The organism is Streptosporangiales bacterium (assembly GCA_009379825.1).
In the GTDB taxonomy this organism is placed as follows: domain Bacteria; phylum Actinomycetota; class Actinomycetes; order Streptosporangiales; family WHST01; genus WHST01.
The window spans coordinates 1-24,151 of record WHTA01000076.1 but is presented as its reverse complement, the minus strand read 5'-3'; the positions used below and the strand labels follow the sequence as shown (position 1 = coordinate 24,151).

The following is a 24,151-nucleotide window of genomic DNA, read 5'->3' as shown; positions in this document are numbered from 1 at the left end:
TGAACACCAGGTGCCCCGGCATCCGCTCCGTTACCCACCGCGCGGCCACCGCCCTGGCGAGCACGTACGACGCCCGCACGTTGACCTGCATCAGCCGGTCGAACTCCGCCAGCGGGAACTCGTGCACCGGGTGGCTGGCGGCGACGCCAGCGTGGCAGCACACCGCGTCGGGCAGCGTGCCCACCTCGGCCACGCAGCCGTCGAGCAGCCGCTCCACCTCGCGCTCCTCGGTGGTGTCGGCGCGCAGGTACCGCACCCTGTCGTGCTCGGGCAGCACCTCGCGGGCCTGCTCGGCGGGAACGACGTCGTTGACCACGACGGTGGCGCCGAACCGGCTCAGCGTCTCGGTGACCACGCAACCGATGGCGCCGGCGCCATCGGTTGCGTGGTCAGCACGATCGTGCCGGTGAGGTCGAGCGGGTTCGCCGCATCGCTCATCGAGTCGGTCATGGTGTCATCTTGGCGTCCGGCGGCGAGAGCACCCGCACCTGGTACGGCTCGAACGGCAGCCGCAGCGTCCAGGTGCCCTCCGACTGTGTCTCCATGCGGATCTCGGCACCCTGGCCACCACCTACCCCGTCGCCGGCGTCCCAGCGGTCCCGCAGCACGGCCCCGCCACCGGCCAGGCCGACCCGGTCGGCGGCCACGGTGCAGCTGGCCGTGACGGCTTCGGCGGAGAGGTTGACCAGCACGAGGGTGAAGCGGCCGCCAGCGCTGCGGGCCACCGCGAACACCTCCGCCGCGTCGGCGGCCACCACGTCGTAGTCCGCGCGGCCGGTGCGGATCTCCGGCAGCTCGGCGCGCAGTCGGTGCACCCGTCGCACCTCGGGCTCAATGTCGCACTCTCCGCCGACGAAGGTCATGTACGCGCCGCCGCTCAACGCGAAGACGGCCAGCAGCGCCCGGGTGGCCGCGACGCCGTACTGCTCGCGCCGCCACTTCTCCCCCGGCAGCGGCCACCAGAACGTGTCGTGCGAGTCGACGTGGGGCGCGATGACCGCGCCGCGCGGCAGTACCGCGTCGCGGTCGCGGAGCCAGCCGGCCAGCTCTCTGCCGTTGCGCACACCGATGTCCGCCGCCGCGTCCGTGCGCGGCCGCAGCACCGCGGGGATCAGCCGCTGCTCGTCATAGTTGTAGGTGACGTCCATGCTCTGGTGGAACAGCACGCCGGACGGCTCGGTGTAGAGCATCACCGACTCCTTGACCCGCTTCAGCCGCCGCCGAAGCAGGTGGAACAGCTCCAGGCAGCCGAGCGGCGAGTGGCTCGCCCGCCGGCTGGTCGCCTCGGACCAGTTCGGCAGCGCGTTGTACGTGGGCGCGTCGAAGCGGAAGCCGTCGACGTCGAGACGGCGCACCAGGTCCTCCGCCGCGGCGCAGAAGTACTCCTGCCACGCCCTGTTCGCCACGTCGAACGCCTTGGTGTAGACGCCGATGATCCGCTGCGCGGAGTCGCGCATGAACCACTCGGGATGCTGGTCCGCGAGCGGGTGCCGGCTGGGCGAGCCGGCCGACCAGTACGGCTCGAAGTCCAGGATGTGCCGCGACCACGCGATGTCTCGGGCGTCCAGGGAGTCTTGGCCGCTTCCCCAGACGTCGGTGGTGGTCTCCGCGAGGCGAGCGGCGAACGGGCCGCCCCGCACCCGCTCCGCGGTTGCCGCCATCACCTCCTGATCGATCACGCCGTGCAGCAGGATGTCCAGGATCACGCGCATGCCCCGCGCGTGGCAGGCATCGACCAGCGCGCGCAGCTCGTCCTCGTCGCCGTAGGTGGTGCTGACGTCGGTGTAGTCGTGCACGTTGTAGCTGGGGTACGGCTGCCGCGGCATGATCTGGAGCACGTCGTAGCCGAGGTCGGCGATCCGATCGAGATCCGCAGCGAGGGCAGGCACGTCAGGGTACGGCTGTTACCTGTAGCCGCCCCAGAAGACGGAGTAACCGATCTGCACCTCGAAGATGCCCGCCGCCGCGGCCCTCGCGGACGGTCCGTCGGCGCGGCAATGCCGAGCCCGGGATACCACGACGGCACGTCGGCGCGGACCTCCTCCCAGCTCGCGTCGAGCAGGTCCAGGTACAGCGACTCGTAACGCAGCGCGTCACCGACGCCCAGCCGCCCCGCGAGACCGGTGTCGACGGTCATCTGCAGCGCCTCTTCGGCACCGCGGATCCTGCACCGTCCGATCTCGGTGCGGCACAGCGGCCAGAGCACGACGGTCTGCCGTTGCCGCGGATCGTGCGCCGCGACGAGTCCGCTCGATCCGCGCGAGCCACCGGCCGTGGACACGTCCACCGCCGTACCGAGCGCGCCGACCGGCACACCGGGCCGCGGCTCGTTGCCTGGCGCCTCCACCAGCCAGCCCGCGGCGTCCGGCAGCGCTACCTCGACGTCCAGCCGCATGTCGCGCAGTGTCCCCTCGGTCCCCTCGCCGCCGCGGGAAGGGGCCAGCTGCACCGCGAGGCCGACCCGCGGGTGGCGTTGCCTGAACGTGTACTCCCAGGTCACCATCCATCCCGGCGCGGTGGCGTGGAGTGTGTAGACGTCGTCAGGGCCATCGGCGCGGTGCTGCATCGACCCTTCCGCGAGTGTGAAGGCGCCCAGGTCAACGGTGTCCACGTAGCCGAGGCCGTGCGGTGGCACGAACGCCTCGGCGCCCTCCGTCACCAGCGTCACGGACACCACCAGCGGCAGCGACATGGCAGTCGCCTCGTCGCCCGCGACCAGCGCCACCGGCAGCCCCGACCTCGGATCGAGGCGGAGGCCCAGCTCGCCGTCCGCACCGCCGACGACGACCGGTTCGCCCGTCAGTACCACTTGAGTCTCCCGTTCTGCTCGACGTCGTCGATCGATGCCGTCACTTGATGCCGGAGATGCCGCCAGCACTCTCCAGGAACTTCCGCTGCGCCACGAGGAAGAGGATCACCGACGGCACCGCCGCCACGACCGCCCCCGCCATCAGCAGGTGCCATTGGTTCTGGTGCTGCTCCAGGAAGTACGCGAGCCCGACCGTGATCGTCCTGTGCTGGTCGGTGGTGGTGACGATGAGCGGCCAGAGGAACTCGTCCCAGTTGGTGACGAAGGTGAGGATCGCCAGCGTGGCCATCGCCGGACGGCACAGCGGCGTGATGATGCGGAGGAAAATGCGCGCCTCGCTCGCCCCGTCGATCCGCGCCGCCTCGATGTACTCGTCAGGGATGTTCGCGATGAACTGGCGCATCAGGAACACGCCGAACGCGGTGAGCGCGAACGGCGCGATCAGCCCCTGGTAGCTGTCGATCCAGTCCAGGGAGCGCACCAGCAGGTACAGCGGGATGGCGAGCACGGTGAACGGGATCATGAACGTTCCGAGGATGAACCCGAACACCAGGTTGCGGCCCGGGTACCTGAACTTCGCCAGGCTGTAGCCGGTCATCGTGCAGAACACGACGTTCAGCACGATGACGGTGCCGGTGACGATGATGCTGTTCAGCAGGTAGTGCCCGATGTTGAAGAGGGTGAAGATCTCCTGATAGTTCTGCAGCCGCAGGCTCGGCGGCAGCAGGTTCACCGGGCTCGACACGATGTCGGATCGCGCCATGAACGACGCCGACACCATCCACAGCACGGGCAGCAGCATGAGCAGCGCACCGGCCAGCAGCAGCGCGTAGAACGCGGCCGCGCGGGCCGCGGCGCGGGAGCCCTTGCGTCTGTCGATCACCATGGTCCGGCCTTCAGGTACGGGAACGGAGCAGCCTGAACTGCACGATGGTCAGCACCATGAGCAGGAGGAAGAGCACGATCGACGCCGCGCTCGCGTAACCCATCTCGAAGTACTGGAAGGCGTGCTGGTACACGAACAGCGGCAGCACCCTGGTCGCGGATCCCGGTCCGCCCTGGGTCAACAGGTATGCCGGAGTGAACACCTGGAACGCCGTGATGATCGAGATGACCGCGACATACAGCATGATCGGGCGCAGCAGTGGCAGCGTGACGTACCAGAACCGCTGCACGCCGTTGGCCCCGTCGACCCGCGCCGCCTCGTAGTACTCGTCGGGTATGCCGCGCAGCCCGATCAGGTAGATGAGCATGTACACGGGGACGCCCTTGACGATGCTCAACAGGATCAGCGACGGCATCGCGAGGTCCTCGCTGGCGAGCCAGCGCACGTAGTCCAGCCCGAGCGGCTGGGTGAACACGGTCAGCAGCCCGAACGAAGGGTTGAACATGAGCAGCCACACCAGCGACCACACCGTGAGGGAGACGACGGCGGGGAGGTAGAAGGCGGCCAGGAACGCCTGACGGAACCTGAACGCCCGGTTCAGCACCATGGCGAGGCCGAGCGCGATCACCCAGATCGGCACCACGGTGCCGATCGTGTAGTAGAACGTCACCGCCAGCGAGTTGTGGAACTCCCCGTCGCTCAGCAGCCTCAGATAGTTCGCCAGCCCGACGAAGCGCGGCGCGCCGAGCAGGTTCCAGTCCTGCAGGCTGATGTACCCGGCCCAGAGCAGCGGATACACATAGAAGCCGGCGAAGAACACGATCGCGGGAAGCGCGAACAGCAGGCCGTACTTGACCTCCTTGGTCGGTGCCCTGCCGCGCCGGCGCGGCGGAACGGTGGCGCTGGTGCGTTGCAGCGTCGCCGACGTCACCGTGCCCTCCCCCGCCAGGTCAGGACTCCGCCTCACGCTGCGCCTTCTGCAACACCGCGGCCACGTCCTGCCCCTGCAGCACCCGCGACTGGGCGCGCTGCAGCGCGGACGCGATCTTGTAGTAGTCAGTGGACCTGAACTGGTACCTCCCGTACTCGTAGTCAGCCAGCGCGACGGCGTAGCTCGGCGAGGTCTTCTTCCTGTACTCGTTGATGTCCTCGCCGCCCTTCGTCTTGCCCTTGCGGGCCTGCGGGTAGCGCACCTCGTCCCACCAGAGCTTGCCCTGCGAGGTGAGGAACTCGACGAACTCCCACGCGGCCCGCTGCTTGCCCTCGTCCGCCTGGGCGTTCACGAACCACGCCCAGGAGTACATGGTGGTGGTGCGGTCGCCGCCGGAGAAGACCGGGAGCGGTGCGGCCTGGTACTCGGCCTTCGGGTTGGTGTCCTCGATCAGGGACGGCTGGTACGGGCCGGCGATGTTCATCGACACCCGTTCCTCGGCGAAGAACTGGGTGACGCTGTTCGGCGTGTAGAAGCCGGGGTCGATCGCCTGGTGCTTGCCGCCGAGGTCCTGCAGGAACTGCAGGACCTCGGTGACCTCGGGCGAGGTGAACAGCGGCTTGCCGGCCTTCTCGTCGAACAGCTCACCGCCGAGCTGACGCACCATCGGCTCGATGATCAGCACGGACCAGACGTTGTTGTTCACCTCCCACTCGATCCCGTCGCGGACCCGCTTGCCGCCCTTCGTTTTCGCCATCTTGCCGGCGTACTGCGCGAGCTTCTCCCAGGTCACCGGCTCGTCCGGCAACGTCTCCGGCAGCCCTGCCTCCGCCAGGTGCTGCGGGTGGTAGAAGAGGCTGAACACCTCGTACTCCGAGAGGCCGCCGGTGAAGACCTCGTCGCCCTTGACGTACGGGTCGAGCGAGCCGGGCTCGAAGAGTGCGAGGAACTCGTCCTTCGACTCCACGCCATAGGCGGCGTAGTCGACCGGTGCGAGCACGTTGTTCTCGAGGAACTGCGGCACCAGCCAGTCACCCGCCCAGAACACGTCGGGCCCGCTGCCGCCGGCGAGGGCGGTGAAGAGCTTCTGCTCGTAGTTGGCGTGCGGCACATAGTCGTACGTGATGCGCACGCCGGGGTTCTTCTTCTGGTACTCCTTGATCAGCCGCTTGTTCACGGCGATCGCGGGATCGTACTGGTGCGTCCAGTACGTGAGGGTCACCTCGTCGGAGCTGCCGCTGCCGCAGGCCTGCAGCAGCGGCGTCACCGCACCGAGTGCGGCGCCGAGACCGACGGTGCGGACGAAACCGCGGCGCGTCGTCGTCTTCGTCAACGGGTTGGACGGGTGCTGAGGTCGAGCCACCGCTCTCACCCCTTTGCCAGGTGCCGGAGGAAGGGATCGGCTTCCGCGGACAGGCTCGTCTCCCCGCCATGGATCCGCGACGTCAGCCGCTGGTGCCAGCGCAGGTCGCGCCACATGCCGACGAACTGTGGCCCGCAGAAGTTGCTCGTCGAGACGGCCAGCCATCTGCCCGTGTCCACCGCGGTGTCGACGCCGTACTCGCAGAGCTCGTTCACCCAGCCCCAGTCGAGGCCGGGCCAGTCCTTGTAGTTCACGACCGCCCACGACTCGATCGTCACCAGCGGCTTGTTCGCGTGCCGCGACCAGTCGGCCGCGCGGTGGATGTGCACGGCGAGCCGCTGCCGCCAGTGGTCGGGATCGCTCGCGTACAGCCGCTCCCCACCCGCGGCGAGCCGCGTGTAGTGGACGGGGTCGAAGCGATCCGCGCCGAGCCCGTAACCGAGCCTCTCGTAGAAGTCACTGCACTCCGGCTGCACCATCCACAGGTGCAGCTCGAGCAGGTCGAGGCACGAGACGTCCTGCTCCTGGTAGCTCTCGAACTCGTTGCAGAAGGAGAAGCAGTAGATCAGCTCGGGATGCCGCGCGCGGAGCGCGGCGAGCGACTCCTCCATCCACGAGTGCACCTCGCCCTCGGTCCTGGAACGCACCTCGGCGTCCTCGCCCGGATAGAGAAACGGGGTCCACAGCGGGAGCGGGTACTCGTTGCACAGGTCGACGTACAACACGTGCCCGAGCAGGCCGTCCGCCGCGATGGTGTCCAGCGTGCGCGCCCAGAGCTCGGCGAGCACCTCGGGCCCGGAGATGCGGGCGCGCGCGTTGGTGGTGTCCTCGCGGAACCAGGTGGAGAGCGCGACCGCAATGCCGCGGTCGGCGCACGCCGCGATGTGACGGTCAGAGCGGTCAGGTGGGCACGAATGACAGTCGTTCGACCTGGACGTGCAGCGTGAGGCGCTGGCCCACGGTCAGCCCGGTCACGTCGCTGGCCGGACGGCGGACAGTCAGGGGCCTGTCGAGTGCACCGGTCGCCTCGACGCAGGTGACTTGCACGTGGTCACCCAGGTTGAGCACCTCCTCGACGACGCACGGCAGCCTGACATGGGGCGCATCGGTGGATTGCGTCATGGGCGCGCTCGCGGGGACGGTCAGGATGCCGTCTCGGTCATCCGGGTCGAGGAGGCACGCTACGTCGATCTGCTGCCCGAGCAGGGAGACACGGGCGGTATCGCCGTTGCGGCTCACGAGCTCCGCAGGCACGAGGTTGCAACCGCTGAAGAACGCGGCGACGAACGCCGTTGGCGGTCGCTCGTAGAGCGCGTCGGGCGCGCCGACTGCGACCATCCGGCCATCGCGCATGATGGCGACCCGGTCGGATAGGCTCAGTGCCTCCTCCTGATCATGGGTGACGTAGACGACGGTGGTCTCGAGCCGACGGTGAATGCGGCGTACTTCCTCCTCCATCTCCAGCCGCAGCGCCCGGTCCAATGCCCCGAGCGGCTCATCCATGAGTAGCAATCCGGGCCCGAACGCCAGGGCGCGGGCGAGGGCGACCCGCTGCTGCTGCCCACCGGAGAGCTCGCGCGGCAGTCGTGTCCCGAGGTGACCGAGCCGCACCAGTTCGAGCATCTCCGTCACACGTTGCGCTTGCCGTTGTTTCGACCAGCCACGCATGCGCAGGCCGTACGCGATGTTCTGCGCCACAGTCATGTGCGGGAAGAGTGCGTACTGCTGGAACACCATGCCTATGTCGCGTTTGCCAGGTGGCAGACGGGTGAGGTCGTCCCCGTCGCGCAGAATCTCACCGCGCGAGGGCGCCTCGAAGCCGGCGAGCATCTTCAGCAGCGTGGTCTTGCCCGAGCCGCTGGGACCCAGAATCGTCAGGAACTCGCCCGCGAGCACGGGCAGGTTCACTTCGGACACGGCCACGGTCGTGCCGAAGTCCTTGCCGATTCCCCGGAACTCCACGGCGACTGGCACGGTCGTCGCGTCCAGCGGGGCCGCGGCCCTCGATACGTGTGCCTTGCCGCTCGTCGGACTCATCTGCGACGCACCGCCTTCTGCCACCGGCCGGCCACCGCCATTAGACCCGCGGTGGCGACGATCAGCAGGGTCGCGGCGGCGGTGATGAGCGCGTCGACGCCGAACCGTACCGAGTCGAAGATCGCCTTCGGTAGCGTGACGAGCACTCCCCCGCCCAGGAAATTGACGAGCACCGCCTCGTCGAAGCTGCTCACGAAGCAGAAGACCAGCGACGCGCCAATCGCTGGTGCCAGCAGGCGCATCGTGATACCGGCCCATGCGCGAGCACGGGAGGCACCCAGGGACATGGCGACGTACTCGAGCTCGGGCGAGATCTGTTCCATGCTGGCGCCGAGAATGACCACGGCAAGCGGCATCGAAAGTAGCGTGTGTGCAACGACGAGGCCAACAGTCGAGCCGATCAGATCCAGGCGCGAGAACAGACCGTAAAGCGCAACGCCATACGCCGCGACCGGGATGATCAACGGAGTGACGCCGGCGACACGGAGAACCTGGCCACCCAGCATTCGGGTCCGGAAGATCGCAAAGCACGCCATCAGCGCGATCACAGTCGAGACGATCGCGGTGGCGGCAGCGATGATCGCGGATAATCTAATCGCCTCGAGCCAGTACTCCGACTGCACCAAGGCACTGTACTGGCGCCAGCCCCAGGACTTGGGAGGGAACTGGATGAAGGTCGTCCCTGAGAACGACAAGGCGATCACCAGCATCACCGGCACCAAGAGAAAGGCCACGAACACCGCCACGACGATGCGGCTCACCGATGTCGACAATCGGCTCGACAGCTGCTCACGAGGTTTCATGATCGACCCTCCCTCGAGCAAACCTGCTGATGACCGCCCCGACCGTCACGACATGGCGCGCCGGATTCGATCGGCACCGACTACGCGCATCGCGAGCGTCACGACGGCGACCGCGATGACGAGAATCGTCACCGATGCCACCCGCGCCTCGGGTTCGTTGAAGTACTTGAAGAGGTCATCTTGGATCCGACTCGCGACGAACGCCGACCGCGGACCTCCCAGCAGGATCGGTGTCACGTAGAAGCCGATGGATATCACGAAGACGACCACGGCACTCGCCACGAAGGCCGGAGTGGCAAGCGGCACGACCACCGTACGGATCGCACCCGCATGCGAGGCACCCAACCCCTCCGCGGCCCGCACCAGATCCGGGTCGATCTGCCGAAGACCCACGTAGAGCGGGAGAATGGCAAACGGCATCATCGAGTACAGGACACCGAGCACGACGGCGGTCGGCGTGTACAGCAGGTCGGTCGGCGTCTCTTCGACGAACGGCAGCAGCTTGAGCGCACCGTTCAGCGCACCCTCCCGCCCCAGTAGAAGCGTGAACGCGTAGTTCTTGACCACCACACCCATCCACATCGGCGTCAGCGTGGCGACCCACAGCATCCCGCGCACGAGCCCGGACTTTGCCGTCAGCATCGTCCAGGCCACCATCGCGCCACCGACGACGGCCAGGACCGTCACCACCAGGCTCGTCACCAGAGTCAGCAGCAGACCGCGCATCGCTGAGGGGCTGCGGAAGTACTCCACGTACGCGTCCGTGCCTCCGGTCGACGCCACTGACTCGGCCATCAGCTGCAGTACGGGATAGGCGGCGAAGACCACGAGCAAGGCCACCAGAGGGGCAGCCAACCCGAGCCCTAGCCAACCACTCGGCCACGGACGCCATACTCCTGTCCGTTGCCGCGATCCCCGTGCTTGCACATCGCCGCCAGACGGCCGGGCACCGGCGACTGGTTCCATCGGTCACCTCTTATTGCGTCGGTGAGAAACTCGCCGGGCGGAGCAGCCAGGCCACGTTGGAACGCATCTGCCTGAAGCCCATCGTCGCGTCCATGTCGATGTACTCCGGATCGGAGTAGAGCGCGTTGTACCTCTCCATGCTGTGGTAGTTGATGAGGAAGATCACCGAGTTGCTCTTCACACCGATCCCGCCATGCCAGCAGCCGATCAGGTCCACCCCGTGCTTGCAGTACAGCGGGAGCACATGGTGCTCGACCTTGTCGAGGTACTCCTGCTCGCGGCCCGGTGTGACCTCGTTGACGAAGAGGCAGGTGAATCCCGCGATCGCCGCCGCGGTGTCTCGATCATTCACCGTCGTCACCTTTCCGTGTGGTCGACCAATCCCTGCTACGTGCCGCTTCTGTCGTGAACGATGTGGCCGCCGACGACCGTGACATCCGCCGTCACGTCCTCGATCCGAGCCGGATCGCAGTTGACCGGGTCACGCCCGAAGACGGCGAGGTCCCCGAGCTTTCCGATCTCGATCGATCCCTTGGTCTGCTCCTCGAAACCGGCGAAGGCGCCATGCGCCGTGTACGTCGTGATCGCTTCGGCGACGTCGACCCGCTGACCAGGTGACAACGGCTCGCCCTTCTTGTTCCGCCGGTTGGCCATGCGGGAGATGCCGAACCATGGGTTCGTGGCGAACGGCTGCGTGCCAGCGGTATCGGAGTTTCCCGGCGGGCGAAGCCCCGCATCGATGAGCCGGCGATACGGGTAACAGTCACCAGGTCCCGTCTGCTCCGGCGCAGTGACGTGCATAAAGGCAGCGGTCGGAACCGGGATGACACCCAGCCGGCGCATCCGGTCGAGCTGGTCTGCGCGGATCCCGTGGTTCGCGATGTGCTCGATCCGGGTCCGATGCTCCCATCCCGGACTCCTGGTGACGGCCTGGGCGATCGACTCCAGCGCAAGGTCCTGGGCGGCGTCGCCGATCGCGTGCATCCACACCTGCTGTCGTGCGCGGAAGCACGCGCTCAGCAGATTCGCTAAGTCGTTGAGCGACTGGGTGAGCAGCCCCCAGCCGGCTGGTGCGTCACTGAGCTGTTCGTAGCTGTAGGCCGCCGCCTCGTCGCCATCGACGAAGACCTTCAACGCGCCCAGCCGCAGCCACTCGTCCCCAAAGCCGGTCACGAACCCGGCGTCGAGGAAGTGGTCCACGTCCGCGATCGTGGGTTGGTGTCCCGGCGCCACGATCGGATTGAGGATGATCCGGGCAGGTAGTTCTGCTTGCCGTGCCAGTAGCTGCCAGGCGTGGGTACCAGACGTGGTCGCCGGCAGTTCATGAATGGTCGTCACACCATACGGTGCGAAGGAGGTGAGGAGCTCCCGCCGCAAGTTGCGCGTCAGCCAATCCACGTCGGGATAGGGAACCGGAAAGAGATCGAAGCCCTCCTCCACCACGCCGGTTGGTTCACCGTTCTCGTCTCGCCGCACTCGACTACCCGTCGGCGGCGAGAACGTGCGGTCGATGCGTGCCTTTCGCAACGCCACGCTGTTCGCCACCAGTAGATGCATGCTCCATCTGATGAGAAGCGGTGTCGCGGGAGCTATGGCATCCAGCTCGTCCCGGTCGGGGAGATCCTGTCCGTACGTGGCCTGTCCAACCACCCAACCTGACCCGGGCTCGGCAGCGGCCCGCTTCAGCCGGTTAAGGCATTCCGCGCGACCGACCGACCGCACATCGGTCCACCAGGAGTTCGCGTACGTTCCCAGCTCGACGTGCGCATGCGCGTCGATCAGTCCAGGAAGCACCGTCCGGCCGTGCAGGTCGATGATCTCGTCGCCGCTGTGTGCCCAGCACAGCACGTCCGCGTCGCTGCCTACCGCCACGACGCGTCCGTGACGTATGGCGACCCCCTGCGCCAACCGGCCGACGCGATCGAGGGTTCGGACACGGCCACCGTGCATCACGAGCCCACGGTCGGATCGAGGGGGTGTCACTTCCCCAAGAACTCCTTCCACCGCTTGTTGATCTCGTCGTTGTTGGCCGTGAACCAGTCGATGTTCGGCGTCACGAGCTGGTCCACGTGGCTCGGGTGTTCAGGCAGGTATCGGGCGGTCTCGGCTGGCAGCTGATCGAGCGCTTTCGGGTTCGCGACCCCGTAACTGACGGCCTTGGCCCATTGGGCCTCCGCGGCTGGGTGACTCGCGTAGTACTCGAGATACGCGAACGCGGCCTTCTTGTTGGGCGCATCCTTGACCACCACGGTGTACGCCGGTCCGTAGAAGGCGCCCTTCCACACCACGTCGAGCTGGAGGCCCTCATCGATGAGTTGTTTGGCGCGGCCGTTCCACACGACACCCATCACCGCCTGGCCCGACCGCAGTGCCTGCTGCGACTCATCGCCGGAGCTCCACCAGACCTTCACGGACGGCTTGATCTTCTCCAGCAACGCGAACGCGCGGTCGACGTCGGCGTCCGTCGGGTTCTCCGGGACACGGCCGGAGGCGGCCCACGCGGTGTACAGGTTGTCTATCGGCGCGTTGTACATCATCCGCGGTCCCGGAAAACGCTGCGTATCGAAGAAATCGGCAAGCGACTTCGGGCACGACCTGGCCTTCTGTCGATTGCAGCCCAACACGTTAGCGATACTCGACTGCATCACCCCGTAGTCGAGGACCATGTCTTCGCTCGTCGACTTCTGCAATCTCGTTCGAACATCGCCCGGGAGCGTCTCGAGCAGGCCACGCTTGGCCATCAGCGCGGCGGTAGGGCCGTCCAGGGAGTCGATGACGTCCCAGCGCACCTTGCCAGCCTTGCGCTGTGCCGCCACCTGCGCCAGATGTTCGCCCGGCGCGTCGACGATCTGGATGTCAACCCCAGATTCCTTCCCGAACGGCTGGGCCAGGGACTGCCGCGTCGCCTCACTGAACGAGCCACCCCAGCTCGAGATGACAAGCTTTCCCCCCAGCTCGGCGCCCGACTCCGAACGCGGACCTTCCGGGCCACACGCCGCGAGAACAAGACCAATCGCAACGAAAAACGCGGTAAGGCGCCTACGTAACATGAGCACCTCCACAGCCAGTCACGACGCCCCGCTCGCCACCGATCGTGAACGGGTCGTTCGCATGGAGTAAACAGTGCGATGATTCGACTGTACGCTCTGTTTGACACGGCTACAAGAGCAGACGAGGGAAGACAAGTGGTCGCGCCAGCCCATGACGTAACCGGCCATGCCGAACACCAGGAGCTCGGCGACCGCATCCGGGCATTTCGACGACTTCGCCGCATGTCACTGCGCGCGGCCGCGACCCGGGCAGGCGTCAGTCCGAGCTTTCTGAGCCAGCTGGAACGTGGTCACACAAGCGGGAGCATCGGCTCCCTCCGCCGCATCGCCCAGGCCCTTGGCATCAGCATCGCGGACCTGTTCCACGACGACCGACCCGTAGCGCCGCGCGTCCTCCGCCGCGCCGACCGCCCCTGGCTCGACAGCGAACCCGGCTCTCGCAAGTACCTCATCACTCAGCGACCCCTGGAACACCTCGAGGCCTACATCGGCGAACTCGAACCCGGATCGTCGACCGGCGAGAACCCGTACACCCACGGTGACTCGCAAGAGGTCTTCCTCGTGATACGCGGCGCCGTCACGCTCCGGCTCGGCGACAGCACCCACGTACTCGACACCGGCGACAGCATCGAGTACCGCAGCTCCGTTGCCCACCGCGTCGAGAACCACACCGACGCAACGGCCGAGGTGCTGTGGATCTGCAGCCCACCCAGCCCCGACGAAGACTAGGCTGCGGCGCCGTCGCGATTTCTGCGCCGCCGCAGCATGCACGGGGTGGCTGCTCACTCGGCGATGTGCAGGGTGTGGTCGAAGCGCGTCAACGACTCCGGTCCATCGGAGCCGCAGAGCACGGTCTCGCCCATCTTCATGCCGAAGCCTTCGTCGGGGAGAGCGAGGTTGGGTTCGACGGTGAACGACATCCCCGGGGCCAGCGTGTGCTCGTCCCCCGCGACCAGCGTCATCGGTTCCAGCCAGCCGGGTGAGTACGCCACACCGAGGCTGGAGCCGATGCGGTGGCAGCGCCGGCGCACGAGGTCCAGCTCTGCGAGGACCGCGTCGTCCGGAGCCGGTGCGGGCGCACCGGCGGTCGCTGCCGCGATCGCCGCGTCGGTTGCGTGTTCCAGGCAGGCTGCCACCTCACGGACCCGGCCGGAGGGGCGCCCAACCACCGCCGTGCGCATGGCGCCCAACCACCGCCGTGCGCATGAGGACCGTGGTGACCTGGCCCGGAACTCCCGAAGCTGTTCCGAGCCGCAAGGTAGGCAGCCAAACGCTCAGCCAGTTGTGGCGGAGGCCGAGCCTCGTTGCAGCGTGCGGTACACCGTCGGCCTGGACACGGAGAACAGCTCGGTGAGGTCGGCGATCGTGTAGTCGCCGCTGGCGTGGCTCACCCAGACGGCGATCTCGCGGATCTGGCGGGCGTTCGGGCTGAAGCCGCATCAGGTGGACTCGTGGAAGCTGTCCACCGACCCGTTCTTCGTCGACAAGGTCAAAGACGTCGTCGGCCTGTATCTCAGCCGACCGGAGGGCGCGCTGGTGCTGTGCGTGGACGAGAAAGTCCCAGATCCAGGCGTTGGACCGGACCGCGCCGGTGCTGCCGATGATGCCCGCGGCCCCGGCCCGGCAAACCCATGACTACCTGCGCGCGGGAACCACCAGCCTGTTCGCGGCCCTGGAGATCGCCACCGGCAAGGTCATCACCTCGACCTACCGCACACACCGCGCCATCGAGTTCCGCAAGTTCCTGGCCCAGATCGACGCCGAGGTCCCCGCCGAGTTCGACGTGCACCTGGTGCTGGACAACCCACAAGGCACCGACCGTCAAGAACTGGCTGCTCGCCCACCCCCGGTTCCAGCTGCACTTCACCCCCACCTACTCCTCCTGGCTGAACATCGTCGAACGCTGGTTCGCCGAGATCACCCGCCGCATGATCCGCCGCGGCACCTACCGCAGCGTCACCGAACTCGAGACCGCCCTCCGCGCCTGGATCGAGGACTGGAACACCAACCGCGACCGTTCATCTGGACCAAGACCGCCGACGAGAGCCTCGACACCATCGCCACCTATCTTCACCGAATTAACGACTCAGCACACTACTTCGTCAATGTCGAACGCTATTTGGTCGATCGCGGCGTCCATGCCGCCATGAGCATTGACCACCACATCGCGCACCTTTAACCTCGGTATCGACAGTAACGAAAGGTGTTCGTCAATGTCGAACACACTGCGGCGGGTGAAGAGTGTCAGCAATGCATTGCGCCTGCTCACCCAGCTGGCCGGTAGTCCGGAGGGACTCGGAGTGTCCGAGTTGGCTGCCCGGCTCGAGCTCGGCAGAAGCACCGTGCACCTGCTGCTGGCCACCTTGTCGGACCACGGGTTCGTGGAGCGCCTGGACGCCGGGAATTACCGGCTGGGCATCGCCGCCTTCGAGATCGGCTCCGCGGTGCCGGACAGCTCCCGCTTCGGCGGTGCGTTGGCGGCCCCGATGCGGCAGCTCGCGGACCTTTCCGGTGAGGCGGTATCGCTTGCCATTCACCGGGGCAGGAACGCGATCATCGTGCAGCGCTTCGAGAGTGCCAGCATCCTGCGTGCCGAGATCAGGATCGGCACCAGGATGCCGGTGCATAGCTGCGGTTCCGGCAAGATCTTCCTCGCCGAACTGGCCCGCGACGAGCTCGACGCGCTGTTTCCCGCAGACACGCTGCCCGCGGTCACCAAGTACACGATCCGCCGGAAGTCCGCGCTGCTGCGGGAGCTCGCCGAGGTCAAGCGGCACGGATACGCGACGACCGATGAGGAGTACGCCGACGAGGTTCGGGGTATCGCGACCGGGGTCCGAGACCGGCACGGTCGCGTCGTCGCGGCGCTGAGCATCGCGGGCCCGATCCCGCGCTTCCGGCCTTCCGAATGGCTGGACGAGCTCACCAAGACAGCTGACCGAATGTCCCCGATTCCCGCGGTCGGTGTCGCGGGTGGATAGACGCGGCTTGCGCACCACCACCCACCACCTGGCCTGCCAAGGAGTACCACTATGAACTGGTTCACCGACGCGCTCCCGTTGCTGTTGCTCGGGATTCTGCAGATGGCGCTGGCATTCGCCATCGGAACGTACCTGCTGCGTACCCGACGTGAGCGGGGTGATCGCCCATGAACACCGTCATCACCGGTTGCGTCGCCGTGTTCGCCGTCATCGTCGCGTTCTCCGCGTGGCACGGCTACCGCAAAACCGATAACTCGGCGGACTTCGTTGTCGCGGGCAGATCCGCACCATGGTGGTTGATCACCGGCTCGCTGATCGCGTCCACGGTGTCCGGTGCGACGTTCTTCGGCTTGATCAGCTCGTATTACCGCACGGGTTTCTCCGTGCATTGGATCCCGCTCGGCGTAGCGTTCTCGTGGCTGCTGATCTGTTTCGCGGTCGGTCCCCGGCTGCGCAGATACGGACGATTCACGATCCCCGAATACCTCGCGGACCGGTTCAACTCACCCGGGCTGCGCGCCGTGTTCTCCGCGATCACGGTGCTCTGGATGGTGTTCCTGCTGGCGACGGTTCTGGTGCAAGGTGGCCTGCTGTTCGGTTCCTTGTGGGGCTGGAACTACGGCACAGCCGTGATCGTGATCACCGCCGTGGTCATCCTCTACACGTTCTTCGGCGGGCAGAAAGCCGTGCTGTACACCGACTTCGTGCAAGCGGCCGCGTTCTTGCTCGCCGTGGCGGTGGTGGTGCCGATCACGATCAGCGCCGCGGGCGGCTGGGGTGAGATCACCAGCACGCTCTCCGCGGAACAGCCGGGTTACTTCGGCATCACAGGTGGAGCGCTGAGCGTGCTGAACGTCGCGGCGCTGTTCTTCGTGTGGTTCCTCGGTTACCTTGGCCATCCCGGTTTTCTCACCCGGTTCTACGCCGCGCGCAGCGAGCGGGACGTGATCAAGACGGGCATCGCGGTGTCGGCCGTGTACCTGCCGTTCTGGGCGCTGATCGGCCTTGCCGGCGTGGCGACCAGGAAGCTCTACCCGAACATCGCGGACACCGAGACGGTGTGGGTCCAGTTCGTCGCCGAGCAGACACCCGCCATCATCGCGGGAATCCTGTTCGCGGCCATTCTCGGTGCGATCCTGTCCTCAGCGGACACGTGGTTGCTCACCGCCGCCTCGTCCGGTACGCACGACCTGCTGCGCAAGGTCACGCGCACGGAGTGGACGGACAGGCAACTGCTGAGCCGCACCAAGTACCTGGTCGTGCTGCTCGGGCTCGCCGCTCTGCCCTTCGGCCTGTGGCGCCCCACGTACATCACCGACATGATGACGATCGCCTACACCGTTGCCGGCGCCTCCGGCGGCGTACTGATCCTGTTCAGCCTGTACTGGCGGCGGACCACCCGCCAGGCCGCGTGGTCCGGGCTCGTCTTCGGCGCGGTGTCCGCGGTGACCGGTCGCGTCGTCCAGGCCATGGGACTCACGCCCGAGTGGTTCGACCCGATCCTGCCCACGCTGCTGGGTACCGCGCTGCTCATCGTCGGGGTGTCACTGCTAACCCCCGCCGACGCGGCGGCGACGTCCGCGTTCGACCGGCTGCGCACGCCGCGGCCGGCGACCACAGCAACCCGTACGGAGGCCGTATGACCATGAGCGCCGGTGTCGACGTAGGGGGCACCTTCACCGACGTCACGATCACCGATTCGGCGACAGGTCAGGTCACCGTCGCGAAGGTGCTCAGCACGATCAACCAGGCCGACGGCCTCGTGCACGGGTTGCGCGAGGCGGCCACCTCGCTCGCGGAGCTCGACACCGTGGTGCACGGCACGACGGTCGCGACGAACGCCGTCGTCGAACGGCGTGGGCCGAGGGTCGCGCTCGTCACGACGGCCGGGTTCCGCGACGTGCTCGAGCTGCGGCGACGAGACCGGCCACACACCTACGGTCTGACCGGCGGCTACCGGCCGTTGACTCCGCGCGCGCACTGCTTCGAAGCCGTCGAGCGGATCGCGGCCGACGGCACGGTGCTGGTACCGCTCGAATCACCCGCGATCGACGAACTCGCCGAGCGGATCGAGGCCGGTGGTTTCGAGGCCGCCGCCGTGTGCCTGCTCAACTCGTACGCCAACGCCGAGCACGAACGGATGCTCGGCTCGACATTGCGGGAACGGCTACCCTCCGTGCCGGTCTCGCTGTCGCACGAGCTGGCCGCGGAGGCCGGCGAGTTCGAGCGAGCGTCCACCGTGACGGTCAACGCCTACGTGCAGCCCATGATGCGGGGCTACCTGACCAGCGTCCGCGAGCAGTTGAGTGCGGGCGGGTTTGCCCACGAGGTGCAGGTGATGCAGTCCTCCGGCGGGCTGATGCCGGTGTCGAGGGCGATCCGCGAGCCCGCGCGGACGGTGCTCTCCGGACCCGCGGCCGGCACCGTGGCCGCCGCGGCCATCGCGGCCGCCGCCGGCCACCCCGACGTCATCTCCGCCGACATGGGGGGCACGTCGTTCGACGTCGCGCTGATCCCCGGCGGCGCCCCCGCGGTGAGCACACTGACCCAGCTCGGCTTCGGGATCCCGCTCAAGCTGCCCATGGTCGATATCCACACCATCGGTGCCGGCGGCGGTTCGATCACGACCGTGGACCGTGGCGGGGTGCTCCAGGTGGGGCCGCGCAGCGCGGGCGCGAACCCCGGCCCGGCGTGCTACGTCCTCGGCGGCGAGGAGCCCACGGTCACCGACGCGAACCTGGTGCTCGGCCGGCTGCCACGCGAGGCGTCGCTGGGCACCGAAGCGGAGCTGCGGCTGGACGACAAGGCCGCGGAGCACGCGATCCGCGAGCACGTCGGCGAGCCGCTCGGCCTGAATCCCGAGCAGGCCGCACTGTCCATCATCGCCGTGGCCAACGCGAAAATGGCCGGCGCGATCCGCAACGTCTCCGTGGACGCCGGCGCCGACCCGCGCAAGTTCGCGCTGGTCGGTTTCGGTGGCGCGGGCCCGCTGCACGCCGTAGAGCTGGCCAGGGAGATCGGCTGCGCGCATGTCGTGCTGCCGCCCCGTCCAGGACTGGCCTGTGCGCTCGGTTGCCTCGTCGCCGACGCGCGCGTGGACCTCACGCACCCGGTCGAAGACGTGGTGGACCGGGTCGACCCTGCCGCGATCGAGCAGGTGCTCGTCGGACACACGGCGCGCGGCACCGGACAGCTGCACGCGGAAGGCCTCCCCGGGGACGAACTCGCCGTCGCGCATTGGGCCGAGATGAGCTACCAGAAGCAGTTGCACACGGTACCTGTCGAGCTGGGCGACCACGCGGAGGGCTGGACCACGCAGCGGCTCACCGCCGCGTTCGTGGACGCCTACCGCGCCTACTACGGCGGGTCGCTGCGCTCGGCGCCGGTACGGCTCGTAAACCTGCGCACCACGGTGACCGCGCGCCGCGAGCGGCCACCGCTGAACGTGCCAGACGACACCAGCCGCACTCCGGGACGGCGACGCGTCGTGTTCGACAGCGGCGCGTTCGATACGACGGTGCTCGGCCGCGGCGCACTCGCCGAAGGCGACATCGTGGACGGCCCGCTCGTGATCGAACAGTCCGACACGACGATACTCATCCCGCCAGGAGCACGCGTGCACGCGCATCCCTCTGGCTCGCTCGTCGTGGAGGTGCACGCGTGACCACAGTAGATCCGACCACACTCGCTGTCGTGCGGGGACGTCTCGAACAGCTCGTGGACGAGATGGACACGGTGTTCGAGCGGATGGCGTTCTCGCCGGTGATCTCGGACGCACTAGACCGGGCGAATGGCGTGTACCGGCCCGGCACTGGAAGCATGATCGTGCAGGGGGAGCGGGGGCTGCCGATCTTCGTCGGCGCCATGCAGTTCGCCGTGCGCGCGGTCGCTCGCCACATCGATGATCCCGCCGAGGGCGACGTGTACCTGCTCAACGACCCGTATCTCGGCGGTACCCACATCATGGACGTCAAGATGGTGCGGCCGTTCTTCCACGAGGGCCGACTGCTGTGCTACCTCGCCAACACCGGGCACTGGCCGGACATCGGCGGCCGGGTACCCGGCGGGTTCGCTGCGCAGGCGTCCGATGTGTACCAGGAAGGGCTGAGGCTGCCACCAGTGCGGATCGTCGCGGGTGGGGAGATACGGCGGGACATCGTCGACATCCTCAAGTACAACAGCCGTATCCCAGAAGACATCGACGGCGACATCGACGCGCAGGTGTCCGCCCTGGGCGTAGGGGAGCGGCGGCTCTCGGAGCTGATCGCGGAATACGGTGCCGACGTCATCGAGCGGTGCTGGGACGAGCTCGAGGCGCGGGCGGCGCGGGAGATGCGTTCGTACCTCGCGGAGTTGCCGGACGGCGACTACGAGTTCACCGAAGTGATGGACAACGACGGCCTCGTCGACGAGCCGCTCGAGATCCGAGTGCGGGCGACCGTGCGCGGCGACGGGCTCACCATCGACTTCAGCGGCAGCTCGGCGCCGTGCCTCGGCCCGATGAACAGCGTGGAGGCGGCCACCGTGTCGTCGGCAGTAGTGGCGATCAAGCACATCTTCCCGGACGTCGCCCTCAACAGCGGCATCTTCGAGCCATTACACTTCGGGATCCCGGATGACACATTCCTCAACGCCGCGGTACCCCGGCCGGTGGCAGGCTGCGCGGCGGAGACCTCGCAACGCATCATCACGGCAGTACTGGGCGCGCTGGCGAAGGCCGCGCCGGAGCGGGTGCCGGCCGGCAGCTGCGCCACGATCAACAACCTCTCCATGGGAGGGCAGGACGACGCGGGCAACCCGTATGTGATGTACGTGTTCCTCGGCGGCGGATACGGAGGGAACCGCGCCGGCGACGGACTTTCCAACGGGTGCAGCCTGATGTCCAGCGCACGCACCCAGTCGATCGAGGTGACCGAGCAGCGCTATCCACTGCGGTTCGAGCGCTACAGCCTGCGCGACGACTCGGCCGGTGCCGGCCGCTACCGCGGCGGCTTCGGAGTGGACTACGAGTTCATGTTCACGGGCACCACGGCACGTATCTCGCTGTTGGGTGATCAGGCCCGCACCGCGCCGCGCGGGGTCGCAGGCGGGCGACCGGGCAGCACCGCCTCGCCGTACTTCGTACTCGGCGGCCGCGAGGTCGTGCTGCCGATGCGGTCGAAGGGCGAGAACGTCGAGCTGCGCCACGGCGACCGGGTGCGGTTGCGCACACCGGGCGGCGGTGGTTGGGGACCACCCAGCGAACGTCCCGAGGAGGAGCTCGCCGCCGACCTGGCCGGTGGTTACCTCACCGAGCAGGAGATCGCGCGCGACTACCGCGGGCGGCCGTCATGACCGGCCGCCTGTTCCCCGTCACCCCGGCCGAACTGCCGCTGGTCACCCGCGGCGCTGGCGTCTACCTGCATGCCGCGGACGGCACACGGTACTTGGACGGCAGCTCGGGTGCCGTCGCAGCCAACCTCGGCCACGGCGACGAGCGGATCACCGCCGCGCTCACCGAGCAGGCCCGGTCGGTGGCCTTCGCGCACCGCACCCAGTTCCGGTCCCAATCCGCCGAGCTGCTGGCAGAGCTGGTCGGCCGACGCGCACCCGGCGGGCTCACCTGGTCGATATTCAGCAGCAGCGGCTCGGACGCGAACGAGCTGGCGCTACGCATCGCGCTGTCCTACGCGGCTGCCCGCGGGCACACCGACAAGGTCAACTTCGTGTCCCGCGTGCTCAGCTACCACGGCTCCACCCTCGGAGCGCTGTCGCTCACCGGGCAGCTTCGCCGCCGTGCCGGCGTCGAGCCACTCCTGCATGGCTTCCCGCGGCTGCACGCGGACGATCCGTTCACACCGTCGGTGGAATCACTGCGTGCCGAGCTGGACGGGCTCGACCCCACCCGGCTTGCCGGCGTGGTGACCGAACCAGTCGGCGGCGCGTCCAGCGGCGCGCTGGTGCCCCCGCCCGGCTATCACGAGCTGCTGCGCGACTGGTGCGACGAACACGACGTGCTGTGGATCGCCGACGAGGTGATGAGCGGCTTCGGGCGGACCGGCCGTTGGTTCGCAGTGCAGCATTGGGGTGCCGTTCCCGACCTGCTCGTGTTCGGCAAAGGAATCAGCGGTGGCTACGGACCGCTCGCGGGCGTCGTCGTCACCGGTGCCGTCGCTGACGCTGTCCTCGCGCGGCAAGGCTACGTCGACTTCGGTCACACCTACAGCAACAATCCACTCACCACCGCTGTCGGTGTCGCGGTAATCCGCGAGATGGAACGACGCGAACTCGTCACGCACGCACACGACATGGGCCGGCGGCTGGCGACGGCGTTGCAGTCGCTAGCCGAGCGACACCGCATCGTGTGGCACTCCCGGGGACTCGGACTGCTGCACGCGCTGGAGCTGGGAGACAAGGAAGCCACCCGGCCGTGGCCCGCCGACCTCCAACTCACACAGCGGCTGCTCACTGCAGCACGCGAAGTAGGGCTGCTGCTCTACCCTGCGGTACAGGGCGCCAGAAACGGCGCCGGCGACGGCGTTCTCGTCGCTCCACCGCTGATCATCTCGCCGGCCGAACTCGACGAGCTGGTGGACAAACTGGACGCGGCGCTGTCCCGTGTCGGTCATCCCCGTCGTGAGTCTCCAGTGTCGTGAGGCAGAGATTCGTCGGCAGTAGAGGGCGGCGGCGTCGGGCGAGCCCCTCCACGAACACCTCAACGGCACCCGCAGAAAGGATCGTGCTCTCGTGACCACCATCTGCGACTCGGTCGCGGACGCAGTGGCCGAGATCGACCACGGGTCGACGGTCCTCGTCAGCGGGTTCGGGATGGCCGGCATTCCGGCCCAGCTCATTGACGCGCTCCTGGACCAAGGCGCCGCGAACCTGACCATCGTGTCCAACAACGCGGGCAACGGGGACACCGGTTTGGCAGCCCTGCTGGCCAAGGGACGGGTGCGCAAGGTCATCTGCTCGTTCCCGCGGCAACACGACTCGTGGGTCTTCGACGGGCTCTACCGGGCCGGCAAGGTCGAACTGGAGGTGGTCCCCCAGGGCACCCTGGCGGAGCGGATACGGGCAGCCGGAGCGGGCATCGGCGCCTTCTACACTCCCACCGGCGTCGGCACCCTGCTTGCCGAGCGGAAGGAGGTCCGCGAGCTCGACGGCCGGCTGCACGTCCTGGAGCACCCGCTGCCCGGCGACGTCGCGCTCGTCGGCGCGTACGTTGCCGACCGGATGGGCAACGTTGTCTACCGCAAGACCGCCCGCAACTTCGGCCCGGTGATGGCAACCGCCGCACGCACGACGATCGTGCAGGTGGACCGGGTGGTCGACACCGGCCGGCTCGACCCGGAGACGATCGTCACGCCGTCGATCTTCATCGACCGGGTCGTGGCCGTGGGACCACCGGCATGAGCCTTACCAAGGACGAGATGGCGGCCGCCGTGGCTCGGGACATCCCGGCGGGGTCGTTCGTGAACCTCGGTATCGGGCAGCCCACCCTGGTCGCGGACCACCTCGAGCCGGGATCCGAGGTCGTGCTGCACACCGAGAACGGCATGCTGAACATGGGCCGCCCCGCCGTCGGAGACGAGGTTGATCCCGACCTGGTCAACGCGGGCAAGATCCCCGTGACGGAGCTGCCCGGCTGCTCCTACATCCATCACGCCGACTCGTTCGCGATCATGCGCGGCGGTCACCTGGATGTGTGCGTCCTGGGGGCCTTCCAGGTCTCCGCGACCGGGGACCTGGCGAACTGGCACACCGGCACCCCGGACGCGATCCCGGCGGTGGGCGGGGCAATGGACCTGGCGAGCGGGGCCCGGCGCGTGTTCGTGATGATGACCCTACTGACGAAGGACGGCACGCCGAAGCTCGTGCCCGAGTGCACCTACCCGCTCACCGGGGTCCGCTGCGTCGACCGCGTCTACACGGACCTCGCCACCTTCGAGATCAGGGCCGACGGGGTCCATGTGCTGACCACGTACGGGTCGACGTACGCCGATCTCGTCCGCCTGCTCGACGTACCGCTGCTCGACGCCAGACGTTGTCCCGACTAAACCACTCACGAAACGGTGACCACTGATCCTCGCTTCGCTCCTTGCTACGAGTCATTCATCGGTGAATTCGTGGAGGCGAGTCGAGTCGCGGCGTGTTTACCGTGCGATGGGCAACGTCGGGCGATGCAACTCGTTGGTTTGCTAGCGCGGATTTCCGCGCAGCTGGTTCGGGGCAACGTGTCGGCCAAGTAGCAGTCGGTGCCTGGGCTCGATGCCCCAGGTCTGGCAGGGCGTTTCCGTCGGTAGCGGGCTGGGTCACTGTCGGTGAAGTGCTCTGGTCTAGCTG

23 protein-coding genes and 1 pseudogene are annotated in these 24,151 nt (G+C 67.7%); 10 read left to right on the top strand and 14 right to left on the bottom strand.

The genetic code is table 11. The features are described from left to right. The 12 genes from GEV07_25430 to GEV07_25375 form a co-directional block, all read right to left on the bottom strand. Positions 1-355: SDR family oxidoreductase (locus GEV07_25430; GenBank protein ID MQA05913.1), on the bottom strand; the 355-nt coding region annotated here is incomplete at its 3' end. Between the two features lie 91 nt (positions 356-446). Beyond that, complete coding sequence (locus GEV07_25425; GenBank protein ID MQA05912.1) at positions 447-1,889, bottom strand: DUF3459 domain-containing protein; 1,443 nt, start codon at positions 1,887-1,889, stop codon at positions 447-449. Between the two features lie 960 nt (positions 1,890-2,849). Continuing rightward, the gene (locus GEV07_25420; protein ID MQA05911.1) at positions 2,850-3,695 is read right to left on the bottom strand and encodes an ABC transporter permease subunit; all 846 of its coding nucleotides are present in this window, start codon (positions 3,693-3,695) and stop codon (positions 2,850-2,852) included. Between the two features lie 10 nt (positions 3,696-3,705). Beyond that, positions 3,706-4,611, bottom strand: a complete 906-nt coding sequence (locus tag GEV07_25415; GenBank protein MQA05910.1) for an ABC transporter permease subunit — start codon at positions 4,609-4,611, stop codon at positions 3,706-3,708. 34 nt (positions 4,612-4,645) lie between these two features. Further along, positions 4,646-6,154, bottom strand: a complete 1,509-nt coding sequence (locus tag GEV07_25410) for an extracellular solute-binding protein (protein ID MQA05909.1) — start codon at positions 6,152-6,154, stop codon at positions 4,646-4,648. Then, positions 5,995-6,873, bottom strand: coding sequence for a cellulase (locus tag GEV07_25405; protein ID MQA05908.1), 879 nt, complete (start codon positions 6,871-6,873; stop codon positions 5,995-5,997). The genes GEV07_25410 and GEV07_25405 overlap by 160 nt, the downstream gene beginning before the upstream one ends. 16 nt (positions 6,874-6,889) lie before the next feature. Continuing rightward, a complete protein-coding gene (locus GEV07_25400; GenBank protein ID MQA05907.1) occupies positions 6,890-8,026 on the bottom strand; it encodes an ATP-binding cassette domain-containing protein in 1,137 nt (378 codons plus the stop codon). Continuing rightward, positions 8,023-8,829, bottom strand: a complete 807-nt coding sequence (locus GEV07_25395; protein MQA05906.1) for an ABC transporter permease subunit — start codon at positions 8,827-8,829, stop codon at positions 8,023-8,025. The genes GEV07_25400 and GEV07_25395 overlap by 4 nt, the downstream gene beginning before the upstream one ends. Before the next feature lie 45 nt (positions 8,830-8,874). Beyond that, positions 8,875-9,795 carry an ABC transporter permease subunit gene (locus GEV07_25390; GenBank protein MQA05905.1) on the bottom strand — a complete coding sequence of 307 codons (921 nt, stop codon included), beginning with the start codon at positions 9,793-9,795 and terminating at the stop codon, positions 8,875-8,877. Positions 9,796-9,805: 10 nt separating this feature from the next. Further along, positions 9,806-10,267, bottom strand: a complete 462-nt coding sequence (locus tag GEV07_25385) for a hypothetical protein (protein MQA05904.1) — start codon at positions 10,265-10,267, stop codon at positions 9,806-9,808. Beyond that, complete coding sequence (locus tag GEV07_25380) at positions 10,183-11,748, bottom strand: amidohydrolase family protein (protein MQA05903.1); 1,566 nt, start codon at positions 11,746-11,748, stop codon at positions 10,183-10,185. Before GEV07_25380 ends, GEV07_25385 begins: the two co-directional genes overlap by 85 nt. Positions 11,749-11,774: 26 nt before the next feature. Then, entirely contained in the window at positions 11,775-12,845 is a 1,071-nt protein-coding gene (locus GEV07_25375) for an extracellular solute-binding protein (GenBank protein MQA05902.1), read from the bottom strand. A 78-nt stretch (positions 12,846-12,923) separates the two neighbouring features. Here GEV07_25375 and GEV07_25370 point away from each other — a divergent pair, with 78 nt between their 5' ends. Next, a complete protein-coding gene (locus GEV07_25370) occupies positions 12,924-13,574 on the top strand; it encodes a cupin domain-containing protein (GenBank protein MQA05901.1) in 651 nt (216 codons plus the stop codon). Between the two features lie 53 nt (positions 13,575-13,627). Here GEV07_25370 and GEV07_25365 read toward each other — a convergent pair whose 3' ends face one another. Both GEV07_25365 and GEV07_25360 read right to left on the bottom strand, forming a co-directional pair. Then, entirely contained in the window at positions 13,628-14,026 is a 399-nt protein-coding gene (locus tag GEV07_25365; protein ID MQA05900.1) for a M24 family metallopeptidase, read from the bottom strand. 93 nt (positions 14,027-14,119) lie between these two features. Beyond that, positions 14,120-14,230, bottom strand: a pseudogene (locus GEV07_25360) (recombinase family protein). A gap of 58 nt (positions 14,231-14,288) precedes the next feature. Here GEV07_25360 and GEV07_25355 point away from each other — a divergent pair. The 9 genes from GEV07_25355 (at position 14,289) to GEV07_25315 (ending at position 23,865) form a co-directional block, all read left to right on the top strand. Beyond that, entirely contained in the window at positions 14,289-14,480 is a 192-nt protein-coding gene (locus GEV07_25355; GenBank protein ID MQA05899.1) for a hypothetical protein, read from the top strand. Further along, positions 14,477-14,995, top strand: coding sequence for a hypothetical protein (locus GEV07_25350; protein ID MQA05898.1), 519 nt, complete (start codon positions 14,477-14,479; stop codon positions 14,993-14,995). Before GEV07_25355 ends, GEV07_25350 begins: the two co-directional genes overlap by 4 nt. Positions 14,996-15,058: 63 nt before the next feature. Next, positions 15,059-15,826, top strand: coding sequence for a helix-turn-helix domain-containing protein (locus GEV07_25345; GenBank protein MQA05897.1), 768 nt, complete (start codon positions 15,059-15,061; stop codon positions 15,824-15,826). Between the two features lie 167 nt (positions 15,827-15,993). After that, complete coding sequence (locus GEV07_25340) at positions 15,994-17,469, top strand: hypothetical protein (GenBank protein MQA05896.1); 1,476 nt, start codon at positions 15,994-15,996, stop codon at positions 17,467-17,469. Next, entirely contained in the window at positions 17,466-19,490 is a 2,025-nt protein-coding gene (locus GEV07_25335) for a hydantoinase/oxoprolinase family protein (GenBank protein ID MQA05895.1), read from the top strand. Before GEV07_25340 ends, GEV07_25335 begins: the two co-directional genes overlap by 4 nt. After that, complete coding sequence (locus GEV07_25330) at positions 19,487-21,160, top strand: methylhydantoinase (protein MQA05894.1); 1,674 nt, start codon at positions 19,487-19,489, stop codon at positions 21,158-21,160. The genes GEV07_25335 and GEV07_25330 overlap by 4 nt, the downstream gene beginning before the upstream one ends. Then, positions 21,157-22,461 (top strand): aminotransferase class III-fold pyridoxal phosphate-dependent enzyme, encoded by a 1,305-nt coding sequence (locus tag GEV07_25325; protein MQA05893.1) that lies wholly within the window; start codon positions 21,157-21,159, stop codon positions 22,459-22,461. Before GEV07_25330 ends, GEV07_25325 begins: the two co-directional genes overlap by 4 nt. Before the next feature lie 91 nt (positions 22,462-22,552). Further along, a complete protein-coding gene (locus GEV07_25320) occupies positions 22,553-23,221 on the top strand; it encodes a 3-oxoacid CoA-transferase subunit A (protein ID MQA05892.1) in 669 nt (222 codons plus the stop codon). Then, a complete protein-coding gene (locus tag GEV07_25315) occupies positions 23,218-23,865 on the top strand; it encodes a 3-oxoacid CoA-transferase subunit B (GenBank protein ID MQA05891.1) in 648 nt (215 codons plus the stop codon). Before GEV07_25320 ends, GEV07_25315 begins: the two co-directional genes overlap by 4 nt. Positions 23,866-24,151: the final 286 nt, after the last annotated feature.

Excerpts from the sequence above, each read along its gene's own strand:
- GEV07_25370 (MQA05901.1), top strand. The coding sequence starts at position 12,924 with ATGATTCGACTGTACGCTCTGTTTGACACGGCTACAAGAGCAGACGAG.
- GEV07_25335 (MQA05895.1), top strand. The coding sequence starts at position 17,466 with ATGACCATGAGCGCCGGTGTCGACGTAGGGGGCACCTTCACCGACGTC.
- GEV07_25340 (MQA05896.1), top strand. The coding sequence starts at position 15,994 with ATGAACACCGTCATCACCGGTTGCGTCGCCGTGTTCGCCGTCATCGTC.
- GEV07_25325 (MQA05893.1), top strand. The coding sequence starts at position 21,157 with ATGACCGGCCGCCTGTTCCCCGTCACCCCGGCCGAACTGCCGCTGGTC.
- GEV07_25315 (MQA05891.1), top strand. The coding sequence starts at position 23,218 with ATGAGCCTTACCAAGGACGAGATGGCGGCCGCCGTGGCTCGGGACATC.
- GEV07_25345 (MQA05897.1), top strand. The coding sequence starts at position 15,059 with ATGTCGAACACACTGCGGCGGGTGAAGAGTGTCAGCAATGCATTGCGC.
- GEV07_25395 (MQA05906.1), bottom strand. The coding sequence starts at position 8,829 with ATGAAACCTCGTGAGCAGCTGTCGAGCCGATTGTCGACATCGGTGAGC.
- GEV07_25400 (MQA05907.1), bottom strand. The coding sequence starts at position 8,026 with ATGAGTCCGACGAGCGGCAAGGCACACGTATCGAGGGCCGCGGCCCCG.
- GEV07_25410 (MQA05909.1), bottom strand. The coding sequence starts at position 6,154 with ATGGCTGGCCGTCTCGACGAGCAACTTCTGCGGGCCACAGTTCGTCGG.
- GEV07_25350 (MQA05898.1), top strand. The coding sequence starts at position 14,477 with ATGACTACCTGCGCGCGGGAACCACCAGCCTGTTCGCGGCCCTGGAGA.
- GEV07_25375 (MQA05902.1), bottom strand. The coding sequence starts at position 12,845 with ATGTTACGTAGGCGCCTTACCGCGTTTTTCGTTGCGATTGGTCTTGTT.
- GEV07_25420 (MQA05911.1), bottom strand. The coding sequence starts at position 3,695 with ATGGTGATCGACAGACGCAAGGGCTCCCGCGCCGCGGCCCGCGCGGCC.
- GEV07_25365 (MQA05900.1), bottom strand. The coding sequence starts at position 14,026 with ATGCGCACGGCGGTGGTTGGGCGCCCCTCCGGCCGGGTCCGTGAGGTG.
- GEV07_25390 (MQA05905.1), bottom strand. The coding sequence starts at position 9,795 with ATGGAACCAGTCGCCGGTGCCCGGCCGTCTGGCGGCGATGTGCAAGCA.